The 17,608-nt window shown below is 65.6% G+C and carries 20 protein-coding genes; 12 read left to right on the top strand and 8 right to left on the bottom strand.

The genetic code is table 11. From position 1 onward, the window contains the following. The first annotated feature begins 3 nt into the window (after positions 1 to 3). The 6 genes from sufU (at position 4) to OHA42_RS29125 (ending at position 2,533) form a co-directional block, all read left to right on the top strand. On the top strand, positions 4 to 498 hold the full coding sequence (sufU, locus tag OHA42_RS29150; protein ID WP_328402859.1) for a Fe-S cluster assembly sulfur transfer protein SufU: 495 nt from the start codon (positions 4 to 6) through the stop codon (positions 496 to 498). Then, on the top strand, positions 495 to 872 hold the full coding sequence (locus OHA42_RS29145) for a metal-sulfur cluster assembly factor (protein ID WP_406230988.1): 378 nt from the start codon (positions 495 to 497) through the stop codon (positions 870 to 872). Before sufU ends, OHA42_RS29145 begins: the two co-directional genes overlap by 4 nt. Before the next feature lie 179 nt (positions 873 to 1,051). Beyond that, positions 1,052 to 1,270 carry a hypothetical protein gene (locus OHA42_RS29140; RefSeq protein WP_406230987.1) on the top strand — a complete coding sequence of 73 codons (219 nt, stop codon included), beginning with the start codon at positions 1,052 to 1,054 and terminating at the stop codon, positions 1,268 to 1,270. A 21-nt stretch (positions 1,271 to 1,291) separates the two neighbouring features. Next, positions 1,292 to 1,543, top strand: coding sequence for an HAD family hydrolase (locus tag OHA42_RS29135; protein WP_406230986.1), 252 nt, complete (start codon positions 1,292 to 1,294; stop codon positions 1,541 to 1,543). A gap of 57 nt (positions 1,544 to 1,600) precedes the next feature. After that, positions 1,601 to 2,023 (top strand): DoxX family protein, encoded by a 423-nt coding sequence (locus OHA42_RS29130; protein ID WP_406230985.1) that lies wholly within the window; start codon positions 1,601 to 1,603, stop codon positions 2,021 to 2,023. Positions 2,024 to 2,098: 75 nt separating this feature from the next. Continuing rightward, on the top strand, positions 2,099 to 2,533 hold the full coding sequence (locus OHA42_RS29125; RefSeq protein ID WP_406230984.1) for a DUF4189 domain-containing protein: 435 nt from the start codon (positions 2,099 to 2,101) through the stop codon (positions 2,531 to 2,533). A gap of 45 nt (positions 2,534 to 2,578) precedes the next feature. Here OHA42_RS29125 and OHA42_RS29120 read toward each other — a convergent pair whose 3' ends face one another. Genes OHA42_RS29120 through OHA42_RS29110 form a run of 3 tightly spaced genes read right to left on the bottom strand, consistent with a single transcriptional unit; the run spans position 2,579 to position 5,141 of the window. After that, positions 2,579 to 3,241: a methionine ABC transporter permease gene (locus OHA42_RS29120; protein ID WP_328402849.1), complete on the bottom strand. Its 663-nt coding sequence runs from the start codon at positions 3,239 to 3,241 to the stop codon at positions 2,579 to 2,581. 11 nt (positions 3,242 to 3,252) lie between these two features. Beyond that, a complete protein-coding gene (locus tag OHA42_RS29115) occupies positions 3,253 to 4,269 on the bottom strand; it encodes a methionine ABC transporter ATP-binding protein (RefSeq protein WP_406230983.1) in 1,017 nt (338 codons plus the stop codon). After that, complete coding sequence (locus OHA42_RS29110; protein ID WP_406230982.1) at positions 4,266 to 5,141, bottom strand: MetQ/NlpA family ABC transporter substrate-binding protein; 876 nt, start codon at positions 5,139 to 5,141, stop codon at positions 4,266 to 4,268. The genes OHA42_RS29115 and OHA42_RS29110 overlap by 4 nt, the downstream gene beginning before the upstream one ends. 167 nt (positions 5,142 to 5,308) lie before the next feature. On the opposite strand from OHA42_RS29110, the gene OHA42_RS29105 reads away from it, so the two are divergent. Then, positions 5,309 to 6,175 (top strand): MetQ/NlpA family ABC transporter substrate-binding protein, encoded by an 867-nt coding sequence (locus OHA42_RS29105; protein ID WP_406230981.1) that lies wholly within the window; start codon positions 5,309 to 5,311, stop codon positions 6,173 to 6,175. Between the two features lie 3 nt (positions 6,176 to 6,178). Here the strand turns inward: OHA42_RS29105 and OHA42_RS29100 are convergent, their stop codons facing one another. Continuing rightward, positions 6,179 to 7,219: an isopenicillin N synthase family dioxygenase gene (locus tag OHA42_RS29100; protein WP_406239664.1), complete on the bottom strand. Its 1,041-nt coding sequence runs from the start codon at positions 7,217 to 7,219 to the stop codon at positions 6,179 to 6,181. 285 nt (positions 7,220 to 7,504) lie between these two features. Between OHA42_RS29100 and OHA42_RS29095 the strand changes: the two genes are divergently transcribed. Then, positions 7,505 to 8,383 (top strand): LLM class F420-dependent oxidoreductase, encoded by an 879-nt coding sequence (locus tag OHA42_RS29095; protein ID WP_406230980.1) that lies wholly within the window; start codon positions 7,505 to 7,507, stop codon positions 8,381 to 8,383. Between the two features lie 74 nt (positions 8,384 to 8,457). Here OHA42_RS29095 and OHA42_RS29090 read toward each other — a convergent pair whose 3' ends face one another. Both OHA42_RS29090 and OHA42_RS29085 read right to left on the bottom strand, forming a co-directional pair. Next, on the bottom strand, positions 8,458 to 9,213 hold the full coding sequence (locus OHA42_RS29090) for an enoyl-CoA hydratase/isomerase family protein (protein ID WP_406230979.1): 756 nt from the start codon (positions 9,211 to 9,213) through the stop codon (positions 8,458 to 8,460). A 177-nt stretch (positions 9,214 to 9,390) separates the two neighbouring features. Further along, positions 9,391 to 9,822 carry a pyridoxamine 5'-phosphate oxidase family protein gene (locus OHA42_RS29085; protein ID WP_406230978.1) on the bottom strand — a complete coding sequence of 144 codons (432 nt, stop codon included), beginning with the start codon at positions 9,820 to 9,822 and terminating at the stop codon, positions 9,391 to 9,393. Between the two features lie 326 nt (positions 9,823 to 10,148). Here OHA42_RS29085 and OHA42_RS29080 point away from each other — a divergent pair, with 326 nt between their 5' ends. After that, complete coding sequence (locus OHA42_RS29080; protein ID WP_406230977.1) at positions 10,149 to 11,312, top strand: histidinol-phosphate transaminase; 1,164 nt, start codon at positions 10,149 to 10,151, stop codon at positions 11,310 to 11,312. A gap of 36 nt (positions 11,313 to 11,348) precedes the next feature. Here OHA42_RS29080 and OHA42_RS29075 read toward each other — a convergent pair whose 3' ends face one another. Beyond that, on the bottom strand, positions 11,349 to 13,916 hold the full coding sequence (locus OHA42_RS29075) for a cytochrome P450 (protein WP_406230976.1): 2,568 nt from the start codon (positions 13,914 to 13,916) through the stop codon (positions 11,349 to 11,351). 169 nt (positions 13,917 to 14,085) lie between these two features. On the opposite strand from OHA42_RS29075, the gene OHA42_RS29070 reads away from it, so the two are divergent. From OHA42_RS29070 to OHA42_RS29060, 3 genes are all read left to right on the top strand, one after another. Continuing rightward, positions 14,086 to 15,312, top strand: a complete 1,227-nt coding sequence (locus OHA42_RS29070; RefSeq protein ID WP_406230975.1) for a glycosyltransferase — start codon at positions 14,086 to 14,088, stop codon at positions 15,310 to 15,312. Next, positions 15,309 to 16,070: an ABC transporter permease gene (locus OHA42_RS29065; RefSeq protein WP_406230974.1), complete on the top strand. Its 762-nt coding sequence runs from the start codon at positions 15,309 to 15,311 to the stop codon at positions 16,068 to 16,070. The genes OHA42_RS29070 and OHA42_RS29065 overlap by 4 nt, the downstream gene beginning before the upstream one ends. A gap of 79 nt (positions 16,071 to 16,149) precedes the next feature. Then, a complete protein-coding gene (locus OHA42_RS29060) occupies positions 16,150 to 16,773 on the top strand; it encodes a hypothetical protein (protein WP_406230973.1) in 624 nt (207 codons plus the stop codon). On the opposite strand, the gene OHA42_RS29055 is transcribed toward OHA42_RS29060, so the two are convergent. After that, positions 16,774 to 17,604, bottom strand: coding sequence for a helix-turn-helix domain-containing protein (locus tag OHA42_RS29055; protein WP_406230972.1), 831 nt, complete (start codon positions 17,602 to 17,604; stop codon positions 16,774 to 16,776). Between the last annotated feature and the right edge of the window lie 4 nt (positions 17,605 to 17,608).

Below are 17,608 nucleotides of genomic sequence, written 5' to 3'. Positions count from 1 at the left end.
AACATGCGCATGGAGCAGATGTACCAGGAAGTGATCCTGGACCACTACAAACACCCGCATCACCGCGGGCTGCGGGAACCGTTCGGTGCCGAGGTGCACCACGTGAACCCGACCTGCGGTGACGAGGTGACCCTGCGCGTGCAGCTCGACGACAATGGTGACGTCGCCGACGTCTCCTACGACGGTCAGGGCTGTTCGATCTCTCAGGCGTCGACCTCGGTGCTCACCGATCAGGTCATCGGCCTGCCGCTGCAGCAGGCGCTGAAGGTGGTCGACTCGTTCAACGAGATGGTCGCGAGCCGCGGCACGGTCGAGGGCGACGAGGACATGATCGGTGACGGTATCGCCTTCGCGGGCGTCGCCAAGTATCCGGCTCGGGTGAAGTGCGCTTTGCTCGGTTGGATGGCGTTCAAGGACGCGGTGGTCCGAATAGCCTCCGCCGAGGAAGCCAAGCGTCCGATGGGCAATGGATTGCCAACGAATGGGGAAACGGCATGAGCGAGACACCGGTAACCGAATCCGCCGAACAGGCTGAACAGGTCGAGCTGTCTGCGGAAGACATCAAGCGCCTCGAGGATCTCGAGGAGGCGATGCGCGACGTCGTCGACCCCGAACTCGGCATCAACGTGGTCGACCTCGGCCTGGTCTACGGCCTGGCCGTCCAGGACGAAATCGCCATCCTGGACATGACCCTCACCTCGGCGGCCTGCCCGCTGACCGACGTCATCGAGGACCAGTCCCGCAACGCACTCGTGCGCAGCGGCCTCGTCGAGGACCTCAAGATCAACTGGGTATGGATGCCCCCGTGGGGCCCCGACAAGATCACCGAAGACGGCCGCGAACAGCTCCGCGCCCTCGGCTTCACCGTCTGACCGGATACCCGCTCGCAACGCCCCGACCCCGTGGTCGGGGCGTTGTGCATTCCGGGGTCGATCATCCGGCGAGGCCACACCAGGGGAGTACTTCTCACGTTTGCCGCAATCTTGTGCCACTCGTGCTGAAGCCGCACCGTGGGCCTGCGATGATGGGGCGGAGTCGGAAGAAGCGGGCGATGTTCTGGTTGGAAATCCACGAGTTCTCGAGGGACCGTCAGCCGCGCTGGGGGTGGGTCGTGATCATTCTTGCCGCTGTGCTGTTTTTCGCCGTGCTGGTGCTGGTGTTGGTGAGCACCGATGATTTCGAGGACGGGTCGACGACGACCGTGCCGTCCACGTCGGGTCCGTGCCAGCCGTTCTGTATCCGGAGCACTACCGCGCCGAATGGCGGGTAGCGCCGCTCGCTGGCTATTCGAGTGTTCCGAAGGCGTCTGGGTGTTTCGGCCGACGACACGCTCGCCGTCGGCGACGGCACCAACGATCTCGAGATGCTGGCGTGGGCTGCGCACGGCGTCGCCATGGGCGAGGCGCCGGCGGTGGTCTGCGCGGTTGCCGACGAAGTCTGTCCACCGGTCACCAGGGTGGGGTGGCCACGCTGCTGGCGCGCTGGTTCTGAGTCGGAATCTGCGGCTGTCACATCTTCGGGCCTCCCACGGTCATTGCGGTGACGGGATCTACCCGTCGTCGTCGCGCCGCGTGGCGACACACTCCTCCGGAGGAACAACATGCCGCAACGTTCACGATCGGCTCGGCTCGGCTCGGCCGTCTACTGGTTTCTCGCGTTCGAATTCGTCATCGGGTTCGCCACGAAGTTCTGGCCCGGGCCGACCTTCTTCGGCCCGGCGTACTCGGAGAAGTTCGCCGAGTGGGGTTTCGACCCGAACATGCGATTTGTCGTCGGTGGGGTGGAACTGATCGCTGCCGTGCTGCTGGTGGTGCCGCGCAGGGAGACTCGATTCCTCGGTGCCGCGATGCTGGTTCTGGTGCTGACCGGCGCCGTGACCACGCACGTCATCGACGACGGCGCGATCTACGAGGAGGTCTCCGCGCCGCTGCATTTGGTGATCATGCTGGTCGTCGCCCTGGTGAACTGGCCGGCCGACTGGAGAGATGTTGTCCCGCTGCGGAATCGAACGACATCGCGATGAGGCGAAGGTTTGCATAATTCGTGAGTGGTGGACAACGATCGCGCTGGACGTTGTTTCGACTAAACAGGAGAAATCATGATGTCAGTGTCGAGCAAGGCGGCTCTCGGCCTGGTCGTGTCATCTGCGACCGCGTTCGTCGCGCTCGGGGCCGGAACCGCAGGCGCGGCCGGCGACCTGTACGGGTCGCTGGCTATATCGAACACATCGCGCGGCGCGGTCGTCGGATCCGGTGTCAACTATGGGAGTTACGAGGAGGCGGATCGGCGGGCGCTGTCGGAATGCGGCGCCGCGAAGTGCAGAGTTATCGTGCACTTCGCCAATGGATGCGGTGCTGTCGCGGTCCGCGACGGCCACTACACCTGGGCATTCGGGTATTCGCGGGTGGAGGCGGAGCAGGCCGCGATCGGGCAGCTCGGTCCCGACCCATCACCGCTGCTGGCCGCCCTCGGCAGCGCGGCGCCGAGCCGCGCCGCGATCGTCACCTCGGAGTGCACAGCGAACGCGCGCTGACGAGCCCATTGATACGCGCGGTCGACCATCGCGCGCATCAATGTTTCAGCGGCGCAATACCTTCCTGGCCAGGAAATTGCCGAAGAACTGGATGCCCTGAACACCCGCGATGATGATCAGCGTCGCAACCAGCGTGACCTGCCAGTCGAACCGCTGATAGCCGTAGACCAGCGCGAAGTCGCCGAGCCCACCGCCGCCGACGGTGCCGGCCATGGCCGACATATCGACGATCGCAACGATCACGAAGGTGTAGCCGAGCACCAGCGGGCCGAGTGCCTCCGGGATGAGCAGGGTCAGAATGATCCGAAGCGGTCCGGCGCCGACGGCCCGTGCCGCCTCGATGACCCCGGGATCGACAGTGACCAGATTCTGCTCCACGATGCGCGCGATGCCGAACGATGCGGCCACGATCATGACGAAGGCGGCAGCCTCGGTGCCGATGGTGGTGCCGACTACCTCCAGGGTTACCGGCCCGAGGGCCGCGAGCAGGATGATGAACGGAATCGGCCGTACCACATTCACGAGCACGTTGAGCAGGAAGTAGATCGGGGCGTTCGCGAGCAGGCCGCCCTTGCGGGTGGTGTACAGGGCGGTCCCGAGGAACAGCCCGATCAGTCCGCCGATCACGAAGGTGAGCAGCACCAGATAGACGGTGGTGCCGATCGCTTCCTGCAGCACCGGCCGCAGTTTGTCCCAATCGGTATGCATGCTTGCTCCTTTCAGGCCGGTCGGCGATCGAGTTCGTCGACCACCTTGTCGACCGCATCGTCGGGCCCGTGCAAAGCCAGCGTGACGCTGCCGAACGTCTTGTCCTGCAACGTGCTCACCCCGCCGTAGACGACCTCGAACCGGACCTGTGCGTTGGTCGCCGCGGCCAGTGCCGCGCCGATCCCGCGTTTGTCGTCGATGTCGACGGTGACCAGCCTGCCGCCGTGCAGCTCGCTGAGCCTGCGGAACTCCTCATCGCTGGGCCGGTTGTGCAGCACGGTGTCGACGAACGACCGGGTCGGCGTCGCCTGTGGGTCGGCGAAGACGTCGAAAGTGCGGGCCAGCTCCACGATTCGACCCTCGGCAAGTACCGCGACGCGGTCGGCCACCGCGCGGATGACGTCCATCTCGTGGGTGATGACCACGATGGTGACGCCGAGCTCGCGATTGATCTTCTTCAGCAGCCGCAGCACCTCCTGGGTGGTCTCCGGGTCCAGCGCCGAGGTCGATTCGTCCGCGAGCAGCAACGACGGCGAGGTGGCGAGGGCGCGCGCGATGCCGACGCGCTGCTTCTGGCCACCGGAGAGCTGATCGGGATAACTGCGCGCCTTCTCGGACAGGCCGACGAACTCGAGCAGTTCGGCGACGCGCGCCTTGCGCTGGGCCCGCGGCCAGCGTGCCACCTTCAGCGGGTACTCGATATTCCCTGCGGCCGTGCGCGATCGGAACAGGTTGAACTGCTGGAACACCATGCCGATGTCCCGGCGGATCCGCCGCACCTCGGCCTCCCGCACGCCCGTGATGGGAGTGCCGGAGACCTCGACGGTGCCGCTCGTCGGCTTCTCCAGTGCGTTGATCAGCCGTACCAGCGTGCTCTTGCCCGCACCGGAATAGCCGATCACGCCGAAGATCTCACCCTTTTCGATCCGCAGATCGATGCTGTCGAGCGCGACATGCCGATCTGCGCCTTTGCCGAAAGCCTTGGTAACCGAACGGAATTCGACCGCGGGGACCTGATGCTCGCTCACTTGCCGTCGCGGATGGTCTGCTGCACCCGCTGCAGGATCTGCTCCAGCTCGGGACCGTTGCGCCGCACCTCGACCGCCGTGCCCTTGGTCACTTCGGAATGGGCCTGCTGCACCTCGGGTGAGTGCCAGAGCTCGACGAGCTTCTGGTACCTCGGGTTGTTCTTGTCCTCGGCCCTTGTCACCAGCGCATTGATGTAGGGCTCCGCGGACGGATTCTTCGGATCGTCCTTGTACAGCGCCGAATTGGGGTCGATGCCGGAGCGGTCCAAGAAGGTGTTGTTGATGATCGATCCGTCGACCGAGGCCAGCGACAGCGCCGTCTGCGCCGCGTCGACCGGGGTCACCTTGACCTTGGACGCGCCCTTGTCGATATCGGCGGGCGAGGGCGCCTTGGTGTCCGACGACAACTTCAGCAGACCCGCGGCCTGCAGCACGAACAGCGCCCGCGCCTGATTGGTCGGGTCGTTCGGGATCGCGATCTCGGCGCCCTGCGGCAGATCAGCGACGGTCTTGTGCTTCTTGGAGTACAGGCCGAGCGGCACGATATAGGTGGAGCCGATCGGGGTCAGATCCGCATTGTTCGCGACGTTGTAGGCGCCGAGGAACTGCAGGTGCTGGAACAGATTCACATCGATCTGCTTTTGCGACAGCGCGAGGTTCGGCTGCTTGTAGTCCGAGAAGTTGGTGATCTTCAAGGTGATGCCCTGCTCCTTCGCCTTCTGCTCGAAGACGTCCCAGGCCTTGTCCTTGTCGGTGGTGCCGATGCGCACTACCGTGTCGGAGGCGGCCTTGTCGTCGGAGCCGCACGCCGTAAGGGTGAGGGCCGCGGTGGCAACCAGGACCGGGATCGCCAGTACCCGATGGAATTTCACTCGTGCTCCCGAATGCTTGTCGCAACATCCGCCCGACGGACCCGTGCCCGATCGAGCGCTTTCTGAACCCGGTCATCCAAGCGGTGTCTCGCGGGGCGCCGCAACGGTTTGAATTGTGCTGAGCAAAACTCTCGCGAACTCTTGGACGGGCGTCTAGTTTGCGAGAAATGCGAGTTCTGCGCCGTATTGCGGTGATCCCGATCCTGTTCGCTCTTGCCGCCGGTGCGGTCGCATGTGATGACGAGCGCAATTCGGACGTGGTCCGTGTCGGTGTGAACGACATCGCGCTGCCGCACTGGGAGGTCTACAAAAAGAAGGCCGCCGAACAGGGCATCACGGTCCAGTACGTCAACTTCACCGACTACAACCAGCCGAACCCCGCGCTGTCGCAGCAACGGGTGGACCTCAACAAGTTCCAGCACGTGCGGTATCTGGCCAATTACAACGTCCGCAACAACGACACTCTGGTGCCGATCGGCGCCACCGAGATCTTCCCGCTCACCCTCTACTCGCGGAAGCACAAGTCGGTCAACGACATTCCAAAGGGCGGCCAGATCACCCTCAGCAACAATCCGGCCAACCAGGTGCGGCCGCTGCTGGCGCTGTCTGCGGCGGGCCTGATCGTGCTCCATGGCGGCGCGAGCTGGGACTCCAAGATCGAGGATGTCGACACCGCCGCCTCCAAGGTGCGCCTGACCACCATCGATCCCACACTGACCGCGCCTTCGCTCGACAGCGCTGACGCGGCATTCGTCGATGACACCTTCGCGCGCCCCGCCGGTCTGACCACCCAAGAAGTGATCTTCACCGATGACCCCGAGCGGCCGGAGCTGAAGCAGTACATCAATATCTTCGCCGCCCGCGCCGCGGACAAGGACAACCCGAAACTGGTAGCCCTCGCGAAGCTGTACCACGACCCCGAGGTGGAGGCGGTCGTGCGCGCCGAGACCGGCTACCGGGGTGTGTTCAAGACCAACGATCCCGCGGACCTGCAGGCCACGTTGAGGGAACTCGAGGCGAAATTCCGCAAGTAGGTGTCATCTGTCCATCGCCGACAGCACTCGGGCAGCCTCGCGCTGTGCGTTCGTATTCGGTTGCAGCGCACGCGAACCGGCCAGCTTCGCCTGGACGTGCTCGGAGACCGTGATCGGCGCGTACTTGCTGCCCGCACCGATGCACGAAGGCAGCGTTTCGATCATCGCGTCGAAATTGCCGTCGTGGAAGAACGCGGCGCTTCGGCGGCTTTCGATGGTGCCGTCGACGATCGGCGGCACCACCCGGTGCAGAGTGGACAGCCACCGTTCGTTGGTCCAGCGCGTCATCAAGTCGCCGAGGTTGACCAGCAGTGCGTCGTCGGCGGGCTGCACGTCGTGCCAGCGTCTGTCCGCACCGAGTACCTGTAGGCCCGGGACCTGGTCGGCCCACAGCACGGTGACGATGCCGTAGTCGGTGTGCTCGCCCATGCCCTTGAGTTCGCCGTCGAGATCGACGGTGCCCGGAGGCAGGGCGTAGTTGTTCATCCGCAGCACGTCCAGCGAGTGATCGGTGAAGTGGTCGAAATATCCGGCGGGCAGGTCGAGGGCGTCGGCGAAGATGGTGGTGAGAGTACGCACGACGCGCGCGGCCTCGGCGAAATACGCCTGGACCCGCTGTCGGAATGTGGACAGCTCGGCGGGCCAGACGTTGTCGGCATAGCCTGCCGCCGCGGGCAGGTCCAGGTCCGGGTAGTCGGCCGTGGTGGTGCCGACGTTGAACGCTTCGAAGTAATCGTTCATCCGCGTCGCCGAGGCCACCCCGAGACTCGAGCTCAGGTTCTCGCTTTTCGGCGGCGTGTAACCGCGGTTGAATTCGACGGCGGTCCGGTACCGCTGTTTGGTCGCCGGATCGAGGGCGAAGAAGTCGTCGAGCGCGGCGGCGAAGTCGTCGAGGACCGACCGCGCAATGCCGTGCCCGCGAATCTGCATGAACCCGACCGTGCCCGCGGCCGCATCCATCTGGCGAGCGACCGCGGCCCGGTCGGCATCGCTTGCCCGGTCGACGTAGGACGAGATGTCGATGACGGGAACATCGAACTCCATCATGGGCGTGTCCTTTCCTGGCCGAGCGGCATACATCCAGCTTGTCGCCGGATGCATGCCGCGTTCGGTCATTGGGGTCACGATCGCGTAAAGCCGCACGGCGCCATATCGCTCCGGATGCACGGGCCCGCATCCGGAGGCGAAAGGATCCGTTCGATGCGGGCGACAAACGTCTGGCCTGCTCGTCCGAGGTTGCCTTGACCTCGGCGGCAACGTTTAGCGTTGCGGTCGCCGGCCGCACGAAAGGGCCGCGCTTCGTCCGCATCGATCATCCGAGGAATGCCCATGAAGTTCGCGATCAGCTACAGCACGCCGTTCAACGGCACCGACCCCGACCGACTCACCGCGTTTGCCGTGCATGCCGAGGACAGTGGTTTCGAGGGCCTGTATCTGCCGGATCACATCGCGCTGTATCCCGGTGCGATATACGGGGGAAATGAGCTGCCTTCGACGCTCCCGTATTTCGACCCGCTCGACAGTCTGAGCTTCGTCGCCGCGTCTACCCGGCGGATTCTGCTGGGTACCGGTGTACTGCTGCTGCCGTACCGGCATCCGGTGATTCTGGCCAAGCGGCTCGCGACGATCGATGTACTGTCCGGCGGGCGTATGCGGCTGCTCACCGTGGGGCTCGGTTTCCTGCCGGGCGAGGCACAAGCGACGGGCGTGGACTTCGCCACCCGGGGCAGACGCGCCGACGAAGCGATCGACGTCCTGCGCCTGCTGTGGTCGGGCGGGCCGGAGGGGGTCGGCTATCACGGTGAGTTCTTCGACTTCGACAATCTGTGCAGCTTCCCGAAGCCGCAAGGGGCGAGCGAGCTTCCGATCCATATCGGTGGCAGCAGTCGAGCGGCAGCGCGGCGGACCGGTCGCCGCGGCGACGGCTATTTCGCCGGTGGGATGCTGCCCGAGTCCGAGCGTGACATTCAGTGGGATCTGGCCAAGGCGTCGGCTGTGGAGGCAGGCCGCGATCCCGCGGCGCTCGAGTACACCCGTTGGGGGACTGTCGACATGACCGCCGAACAGGTCGAGGCTTCGGCCGCGCGCGGCGTGACCCGAATCGTCGTCGGACTCCAGCCGGGCGATCCCGGTCAACAGCTGGACAAGATGTCGGAATTCGCCGAACGTTTCGGATTGGTAGGGGAATTGCAGAACCAGCACAGCTGACTTCCACCTGAACTCGACAACACCTCGGCAGCCACCTCCAGCGTGAATTCGCCGAATGTGACGACGCTCAGTCCTCAGGAGGCGGTGAACTTCGGTGCGCGGCGTTCGCCGACCGCGCGGACGCCTTCCGCGAAGTCGGCGCTGTGCATCAGTTCCGCCTGCTGTTCGGCCTCGTGATCGGTTGCGGCACGGACCTTTTCGGCCAGATCACCGCGCAATGTGGTGCGGATCGAGCGCACTGCGAGCGGCGCGTTGGCCGCGAGCTGCGCGGCCAGTGCGATGGACTCGTCGCGGAGTGTGCTCGCGGTGGTCAGTCGATCGCACAGGCCGATGGTTTCGGCTTCGGCCCCGTCGACGGCCCGACCGGTGGTCAGCAGGTCGAGAGACTTCTGTGCGCCGATGACCGCGGGCAGCGTGACAGTAAGTCCGAACCCGTGGTGGATGCCGAGCCTGGCGAAGTTGGCGATGAATCGCGTCTCGCGGGTGGCGACCCGGAAGTCGGCCGACAGCGCCAGTCCGAGCCCGCCTCCGATCGCCGCGCCGTGCACGGTCGCTACGGTCGGGGTGCCGACCTCGAACAGCCGCGCGGCCTCCGCATACAGCTCGCGTGGATCGCCGATCCCCGGCCCGGCGAAGTCGGCTCCCGCGCAGAAGTGTTTTCCGGTGGAGCACAAGACAATTGCTCGGCAGTCGGGGTCTGCGTCCAGCGCCGCATACGCATCGGCCAGGGACCGGATCAGCGCGGTGTCGAAGTAGTTGTAGGGTGGCCGCGAGAATTCCACCACTGCCACACGATCGTCGCGCAGCTCGATCGCAAGGTCGTCGCTCACTCGGGACTCCAGAACGTTGCGGACAGTGACTGAGCGAACTTTAACGGAGTCCGGGAACTGCGGTGCGGGGCAGGGGATCCCCTCGGACCGCCGGGGAACGATGGTGGGCATCGCAACACTTCCTTTCCGGCGGTGTCCCCTGGCGTGCGGTGTCGCCCACGCGCGGTTTGCGGATCGTCAGGTGCTTGCGACAGCGATGAACAGGTTCGGTCTGACCGTGATCAGTATCCGGTCGCAGGCGAGGTCTCGTTCGGCCATCCCGGAAGCGCTCGCACTGTCGAGGTACTTCTCACGGATGCGCGCGGTCCAGATGCCGTCCCGGTCGGTGGCCAGTTCGGCGTCACCGAGGACGCGGACTTGCCGATTGGGGCGTTGACCATCGGCCCGCAACCCGGCTTCCCGATCGATGACCAGGCCGACGCGCGGGTTCGAACGGATCCTGCGCAGATGTGGCCGCCCCGCATAGCTGGTCAGACGGAACGCACCGTCATCCCAGAGGAACCAGATCGGTGTGACGTGCGGATATCCCGACGCATCGACCGTGGCCAGATGCGCGACGATGTCGTTGGCCAGCAGCCCGGCGACCTCGGCTGGGCGAAGCGCCCGCATCCCCGACTCCCTTCGGCTCGAACGTGTGTTCGATTATACCGGAGCGTGTCGATGCTGGCCGCAGTGCCAGCAAGCGCGGTCTCGATTGTGTGTGGTGGCAGCAAATCAGCCGCTGGCTGCTGTCGGTCTCGGGGGCTTTGCGGACCCGCCGGTGCCCTTTCCTTCGGCCTCGACCAGGGTTCCGGCGGCGCTGATCGTTTCCACGGCCGTCGTCACGGCGGCCCGCTGTCGCATCGGTTCCCATCATCGGTGAGGCGGGCAGCAACGCTTCGGCGATCATGTGATGTGCGTAACGTGACGCATGGTTTGTTTCGAAGGGTCTTTGCATGACACTGATAACGGTTGGTGACCGAGAGCCTGCTGAGGGCTCTACCGTGACGCCGCTCGGAGCCGGGGCGCTACCCGCCGAGCTACCGCTGCGTGCGAGCCTGCGTCGCCTGACGTCCTATGCCGCACCGCAACCGGTTGTTCCGGTGCGGCTGAATACGAACGAGATGCCGTATCCGCCGTCGCCGGAGTTGGTATCCGACATCGCGGAGGCGGTGCGGATCGCGGCCACCACATCACACCGCTACCCCGACCCGCATGCACTCGCACTGCGCACCGAGCTGGCCGACTACCTGACCAGGAGTATCGGATGCGCGATGGCCCCTGCCAATGTCTGGGTGGCCAACGGCTCCAGCGAGATTCTGCAGCAGCTCATGGCATTGTTCGGCGGCGCAGGTCGGTGTGCGCTCGGCTGCACGCCGGCGTATTCGATGTATCGCATCCTCGCCGAATGTTTTGACACCGAGTGGATTTCAGTTCCCAGCGTGCCCGACTTCGCCCTCGATGTCGACGACATCGTGGCCGCGATCACCGACCATCGGCCCGATCTCGTGTTCGTGACCAATCCGCACAGTCCCAGCGGCCACAGCACCGAAATCGACGAGCTGGAACGAATCCTGAACGCCGCACCCGGAATCGTTGTGGTGGACGAGGCGTACGGCGAATTCTCCGCCACACCGAGTGCGATCAGGCTCATCGAGCGATTCCCCACGAAGCTGGTGGTGACCAGGACATTGAGCAAGGCGTTCGGTTTCGCCGGCGGTCGGCTCGGATATCTCATTGCCGCGCCCGCAGTGGTCGAGACGACATCGCTGGTTCGATTGCCGTACCACCTCTCGGCGATCACCCAGGCCGCTGCACGAGCGGTATTGCGCCATTCCGACACCATCCTCGCTCGTGTCGCAACCACGATCGCGGAGCGCGGCCGACTATGTGCCGCGCTGCGCACCCTGGGATTCGAAGTCCACGACAGTGAAGCGAATTTCCTACTCTTCGGCAGGTTTGCCGATCCGTCCAAGGCGTGGCAGAACTACCTCGACCGCGGGGTGCTGATCCGAGAGGTTGGTACTCAGCACCACTTGCGCGTGACCATCGGTTCGACGGCCGAGAACGAACGCTTCCTCGCGGTCTGCTCGGAACTGCGGGAGTTGGGCATGCCCTAGGTTGCCTGCATTCGAACACGTTGTGCTTCCCGCCGGCTACCGCGGGTTCAGCGTGACCGGTAGCGCCGAGGGTGAGAGGACGAAGTCTCGGTTGGAGGCCCGCACGACGTAGTTCGGAGCGGGCGTCGGCCGCCAGCGTGCGAGCAGCGCTGCCGAGGCCAAGGTGATCTCGAGCAGGGCGAAGTGGTCGCCGAGGCAGCGGCGGCGGCCGACGCCGAAGGACAAGTTGGCCTTCTTGTCGATGGCGTCGGCGCGCTCCGGTGACCAGCGCGCCGGGTCGAAAGCCTCCGGGTTGGCGTAATAGCGCTTGTCGTGCTGAACCATGTAGGGGCTGAACATGATTGCCGCGCCGTGCGGGATGGTGAGCCCGCCGATGGTGACGTCGCCATCGGCGGTGCCCGCGCTGATCCACGGGCCCCAGAATCGAAGTGTCTCCGCCACAACCTGTTTCAGATAGGGGAGCGCGGCGAGATGCTCCGGTCGAACGGGGCCGGTTCCGACGACGGCATCGAGTTCGGCATAGAGTTGTTCAGCGATGTGTGGCCGGCGCATGACCTCGTGCCACAGCCAACCGGTCAGTGAGGCCATCGACCCGACGCCACCTGCCAGCATCAGGATCGCTTCATCGATGATGTGCTCGTCGGACAGCGTTGCTCCGGTCTCGCTGTCGGTGTGCCGGATGAGCGCGGAGACCACGTCGTTGAAATCCTCGTCGCGGCGGCGATATTCCGACACCACCTCCCCGATGGCGCCACGCAGGTGGCGCGCCTTCGTGCGCCACCGCCAGTTCGCGATCACGCGCAGCCGGCGCACCTGCGGCGGCAATGCGGTCCGCAGGATGACCTGGCCGAGCAGCCACGGCACATTGTCCCGAATCTCGCGTCTCGCGTCGTCGCTGAACTCGGCGGTGAACAGCGTCGAGGAAACCGTGTCGAGAATCAGGCCGTGGGCCTCGTCCATCAGATTCACGCGTGCACCCGATGGCAGTCCCGCCGACCAGCTTTCGGCGATATCGGCCGCCGACCTCGTGTACTCGGCGAGGCGGCTCTGGCGCAATGCGGGCGCGATCATCCTGCGCCGCAGCTTGTGTTCGTCGCCGCGCAGGACGTTGACCGATCCGCCTGCAATGTCCTCGATTGCCTCACGCAGGTCTTCACGATTGAGCTCCGCGTCGCCGATGCCTGCCTCGCGAACCAGATCCGGGGTGGTGAGGAGGTATCCGGTCTGCTTGCCGAAAAATATCCGCACGACCGGCCCGAGGTCGGACAGCGACGTCACAAACGCCGGGGCGTCGCGCAGCGCCCGCAGACTGTGACCTACCAGCGGCAGGTGCCCCGGCGCAGTGGGCACTTCCGAAAGAGAGTGCGGCATCACCGGTTCGGGGCTGAGTGCGGACGTCTCGCCGGCCTGTCGATAGATGTTCAGCACGGCGCCCGTGTGCTGTGACTGCAGCACCGAGTCGCTGTATTTGCCGAGCACAGTGCACATTTCGGTGAGCGCATCGCGATCGGCAGCCAGCTCGGCAATGGTCGCGGCGATCCCCTCGGCCGAAGCATCCGCCGTGCGGACACCGCCACCGGTCGGCACCGACTCGTCGAGATCGGGATCGCAGTAGATGATCGGAAGCCCCACCGCCACGGCCTCGAGCAGGACCATGCCCTGTGTGTCGAAGCCGTAGGAGGGGAAAAGCAGCGCATCGCCACCGGACATGGCGTCGAGAGATTCGGCCTGAGTGACTCTGCCGTGCAATCGGATTCGATCGTCGAGCCGGTGCTCGGCGATCGCCGCGGCCGCGGCGTCGCGCAAATCACCTTCGCCATAGATATCGAGGGTGCAGTTGTCGGTGCGCCGTACCGCGTCGATCGCGTGGAGCAGGCGCTTCTCGGTGGAAAGCCGGCCACTCCACACCAGCCGCAGCGGCCCGTCGACCGACTGTCCAGAAACCACGCTGCTGTGGTTTTCCAGCAGGGCATCGTCGACGCCGTTGGACACCACCTGAATCGGGCGGGTCAGCCCGTGCGCGACCATCAGGTCGGCGAAATGCTGCGTCGGCGCGATCACCCGGTCGGCGGCCTGAGCCTGGCCGACGATCGTCCACCAGGCATGGCGCGCGGCGCGGCTCTCGGACCGGTGCGGCATGTGATGGCGATGCGGCACGAACCGGCCGTGCAACGCGCGCATCGCCAATGCTGTCGCATAGGGCGCGGGCGAGGTGTGTTCGATGAAGGCGTCGTCCCGGCTCTGGGCGGTGTGCACCAGCGGAAGTCGGTGTCGCCGTGCCGCTTTCATCCCGGAAATGGCGACACCATAGGTGGTGTGCGTGTGTACGACGTCGATCGGGCCGTGTGCGGCGAAAGCGGCGTCGATCAACTCGGCATTGCGCTTGGTCGGCAGCACCACTGGGAAGCCGTTCACCTCGAGCCCGGCGACCGCATCGAGCTCGACCACGTTGGGCTGGGAATCGGTGATTTTACCCGACAGCGGCGCGACGAAGAGGGTCACGTGATGGCCCGCGCGCTCGAGCCCGCGACACAGCGAGCCGACCGCAGTCTGGACACCACCGAGCGTGGCCGGGTGGTAATCCATGAACATAGCGATGTGCACAATGGGCACTGTACCGACGCGCGACGTTCGCCGAGAGCCCACAATTCTGTCGACTACCCGGCGAACCTCGATAGGAGCACAGTGCCGACGGGACCACAACAGCATCGAAAGAAGCGCCGTGAGAATAGCGATTCCACTCACCGGAACCCGAGGTGACGTACAGCCGGTCGTGGCACTGGGACTCGAGTTGCAGCGCCGCGGACACGACGTGCTGCTCGGCGCGCCACCCAACCTGGTCGATTTCGTCACCGGCACGGGACTCGCCGCGCGCTCGTGCGGGCCGGATGTGCAGCAGCTCTATAGCTCCGACGCCGGGCAGCAGGCGTTGGCAGCGGGCAACACCCTGCGCCTGATGCAACTGGTCGCGCGACAGATGGCCGGCTACGCCGAGCAGATGAATCGTGAGGTCATCGACGTGTGCGCGGGCGCCGAACTGATCGTCGCCAGCACCGTCACCGAGGACCGGGCGAGTTCAGTTGCCGAAGCAATGGGCGTGCCGCTGGTCAGCCTGCACTATTTCCCCTGCCGTGCCAATGGCGCCTATCCATTTCCCGGCGCGCTACCGCCGCAGTGGCGTCCTCCCGCGCCGGTCAACCGCGCGACCTGGGCGTTTGCGGAGAATCTGCGCCGCGTGGTGTTCATGCGCTACCTCAACGATCTGCGGGCGACACTGGGCCTGCCGAAGTCGATGGCGAGCACCGCCGCGGTGCTGGCCCGCAGGCACGTTCCGGAAGTGCAGATCTACGATCGAGCGCTGGTTCCCGGGCTGCCCGAACAATGGGACGCGCGTAGGCCGTTCACCGGTTTCCTGACCCTCGACCATGCCGCCCGTGCGGCGGTCGGCGACCTCGACGGAGACCACGCCGGCATTCTGTCCTGGATCGAGGAGGGGGACCCGCCGGTGTTCTTCGGCTTCGGCAGCATGCCGATCCGGGACACCGCAGCCGTATTGGCCATGGCTACCGAGGTGTCGGCTCGGCTGGGTGTGCGCGCGCTGGTGAGCGCGGGCTGGAGCGATCTGGATGTCGCTGCCGCGCAAGCCGGTTCGAATGTGAAGGTTGTCGGGCCGTTCGCGTACGACATCGTCTTTCCGCATTGCGCCGCCGCCGTGCATCACGGCGGTATCGGGACGCTGTTCGAGAGCTTGCGCGCCGGACTGCCGACGTTGGTGTGCTCGGTGTCGTTCGAGCAGCCCATGTGGGGCGGGCAGGTCGAGCGACTCGGCGTCGGCGCGCACCTGAAGTTCACGAAGCTCACCACGGCTCGCCTGGAGCATGGCATCACATCCATACTCGACAAAGAATGTAGAACTCGCGCAATGGAATTCGCTAAGACGCTGAGTACCGACGACGCCAGCGCCCGCACTGCCGACATCGTCGAGGCCGCCGCCCGGTGATAGCGCACGTTGTCACCGACACGGCCGTCATGTTCCGGCGCTGCGCGCGGCATACCCTGCGCAGCCGCGACACCTTGATCATCTCGCTGCTCATGCCGGTCCTGGTCATGATGCTGTTCACCTACGTATTCGGTGGGGCGATCGACGTCGGCGGGCCTTACCTGGACTACGTGGTGCCAGGAATCATGTTGCTGTGCACGGGTTTCGGCTCGTCGATCACCGCCACCAGCGTGTCGACCGATATGACGAGGGGCAGCATCGATCGGTTCCGTACCCTGCCGATGTTCAAGCAGGCCGTGCTGGCCGGACACGTCGCCGAAGGCGTCGTCCGCAATCTGGCTGCCATCGCGATCGCGCTCGCCGTTGCGCTCGTTCTCGGGTACCGACCCCACACCGGCGTCGTCGGCTGGTTGTCGGCGTTCGCGCTGATCACGTTGTTCGTCCTGGCGATCTCGTGGATCGCGGTCGCGCTGGGACTGGTCGCGAAGAACCCCGAGGCCGCCGGTGGGCTCACCTACGCGATCATGTTCATCCCCTACATCAGCAGCGCTTTTGTGCAGACCTCCACCATGCCCGGGTGGCTGCGCGGGTTCGCCGAGTATCAACCGGCCACGCCCGTCGTGGACACGGTGCGCGGGCTGCTCGATGCCACCGACACCGGGCACGATGCCGCGGTCGCCGTGTTCTGGTGTGTCGGTCTCGCCGTGATCGGGTTCGCCGGTGCGAGCGCCGTATTCGGCCGGTTGGCACACCGCTGAACAGTTACGTAGTCGGCGCTCGGACGTTTCGGTGCCGAAACACCTGCGGGCGATCTGCTGACCGGCAATGATTCGTTGGGTGGACGAGGCAAAGTACCGGGAGACCCGGCTGGCGTTGCATGCCGCGGGGGAGTTGTTGATCGCGGGCCCGCAATATCGGATGTTCGGAACCATTCGTTTGCGGTCGGTGCTCGGCGGTTTCGGCGGTGTGCGATGGCCGGTCTCGGTGGTGGGCACCGAGCTGGTCACCACCGCGGGTCGCATCCCGCTGGACAGCACATATCGCGAGGTCGCCGCGAAAGCGGGCTTTCAACCGGAGGCGCCCGAGGGCGTGTACAAAGACACCACCGGCGTCGACCCCGATGACCCGATCATGGTCGACGCGACGGCGGCCGCGGTGATCGCCGACTGGTTCGCCCTCGGAAATTCCGCGCTGCGCTGCTTGGCGCCCGACGCCACCGCGGTGCTGTGGCCGGAGCATTTCGATCTGTCCAGCACTCTGAACGAGGTCAACTACGGTGTGTCGCCCGGCGACGACGCCCATCCCGGTCCCTACGCCTACGTCGGGCCGTGGACGCCGCGCAGCGGCGCATTCTGGAACGCGCCGTTCGGTGCGCTGCTCCCGCGCGAGGAAGTGAACGCCGAGGCGGACCTGCTCGTGTTCTTCGAGGAAGGCAGGGCTCGCGCGGCGGAGACGATCTGATCAGCGGCTCGAGCCCGACGGATCCGCCAGCGCGGCAGCACGATCCGAGGTATCGCGTGCGAGCGCGTGCAGATAGTCCGCGGTCGCGGCATCGGCGGGAAAGAAGGACTCGACCGTGATCTCGTCGAGCGTGACGTCGAAGGCCGCGCCGAAGGTCGTGATGGTGCTGAACAGCGAGAGATCCATGCCGCGGTGGCGCAGCTGGATGGTCAGCGCGACGTCGGCCGGGTCGATGCGCACCGGATCGGTGTCGGTGGCGTAGTGGCTCAACTCCTCGTGCAACGCTGCGAGTTCGGGATCGCCGGTATGTGCGGCCTGGCGCGCGAGACGCGGCAGCAGGAAGCCGCGAACCTGGGCGAGATTGCGTACCCGGGGTGCGAATCCGTCGGGGTGCAAACCGAGTCGCATCATGTTGATCGGTGGCTCCAGTAGCGCCCCACGCACAGTGTGAGAGAAGATCTCGGCGGCCGTATTGGCGAACAGAAGATTCCAGTGGCGATCGAGAGCCAGTGCCGGGTAGGGCTCTTGCGCGGCCATGACGCGCCGCACCGCGGCCCCGGCCTCTGCGAGGTCCGGATCATACAGCGGACGCTGCCGATAGGTGGGCGCGTGCCCGGCCGCAATCAGCAGCCTATTGCGTTCGCGTAGTGGAATATTCAAATGCTCGGTGAATCGCTCGATCATTGCGTGGCTGGGGATCGTGCGTCCGGTTTCGACGAAACTGATGTGCCGGGCGGAGATCCCGGACCGGATCGACAGCTCGAGCTGACTCAGCTTGCGTCGGGTGCGCCACTCCCGCAGCAGGGCACCGACCCGGCGATCCTCATCCATGCGG

It is taken from the genome of Nocardia sp. NBC_01009 (assembly GCF_045208035.1).
Lineage (GTDB): Bacteria > Actinomycetota > Actinomycetes > Mycobacteriales > Mycobacteriaceae > Nocardia.
This window is presented reverse-complemented; position numbering and strand designations above follow the sequence as displayed.

What these genes read in the sequence shown, in the direction of transcription:
- sufU (WP_328402859.1), top strand. Translation starts at nt 4, where the DNA reads ATGCGCATGGAGCAGATGTACCAGGAAGTGATCCTGGACCACTACAAA.
- OHA42_RS29145 (WP_406230988.1), top strand. Translation starts at nt 495, where the DNA reads ATGAGCGAGACACCGGTAACCGAATCCGCCGAACAGGCTGAACAGGTC.
- OHA42_RS29140 (WP_406230987.1), top strand. Translation starts at nt 1,052, where the DNA reads ATGTTCTGGTTGGAAATCCACGAGTTCTCGAGGGACCGTCAGCCGCGC.
- OHA42_RS29130 (WP_406230985.1), top strand. Translation starts at nt 1,601, where the DNA reads ATGCCGCAACGTTCACGATCGGCTCGGCTCGGCTCGGCCGTCTACTGG.
- OHA42_RS29125 (WP_406230984.1), top strand. Translation starts at nt 2,099, where the DNA reads ATGATGTCAGTGTCGAGCAAGGCGGCTCTCGGCCTGGTCGTGTCATCT.
- OHA42_RS29120 (WP_328402849.1), bottom strand. Translation starts at nt 3,241, where the DNA reads ATGCATACCGATTGGGACAAACTGCGGCCGGTGCTGCAGGAAGCGATC.
- OHA42_RS29105 (WP_406230981.1), top strand. Translation starts at nt 5,309, where the DNA reads ATGCGAGTTCTGCGCCGTATTGCGGTGATCCCGATCCTGTTCGCTCTT.
- OHA42_RS29100 (WP_406239664.1), bottom strand. Translation starts at nt 7,219, where the DNA reads ATGGAGTTCGATGTTCCCGTCATCGACATCTCGTCCTACGTCGACCGG.
- OHA42_RS29095 (WP_406230980.1), top strand. Translation starts at nt 7,505, where the DNA reads ATGAAGTTCGCGATCAGCTACAGCACGCCGTTCAACGGCACCGACCCC.
- OHA42_RS29085 (WP_406230978.1), bottom strand. Translation starts at nt 9,822, where the DNA reads ATGCGGGCGCTTCGCCCAGCCGAGGTCGCCGGGCTGCTGGCCAACGAC.
- OHA42_RS29080 (WP_406230977.1), top strand. Translation starts at nt 10,149, where the DNA reads ATGACACTGATAACGGTTGGTGACCGAGAGCCTGCTGAGGGCTCTACC.
- OHA42_RS29055 (WP_406230972.1), bottom strand. Translation starts at nt 17,604, where the DNA reads ATGGATGAGGATCGCCGGGTCGGTGCCCTGCTGCGGGAGTGGCGCACC.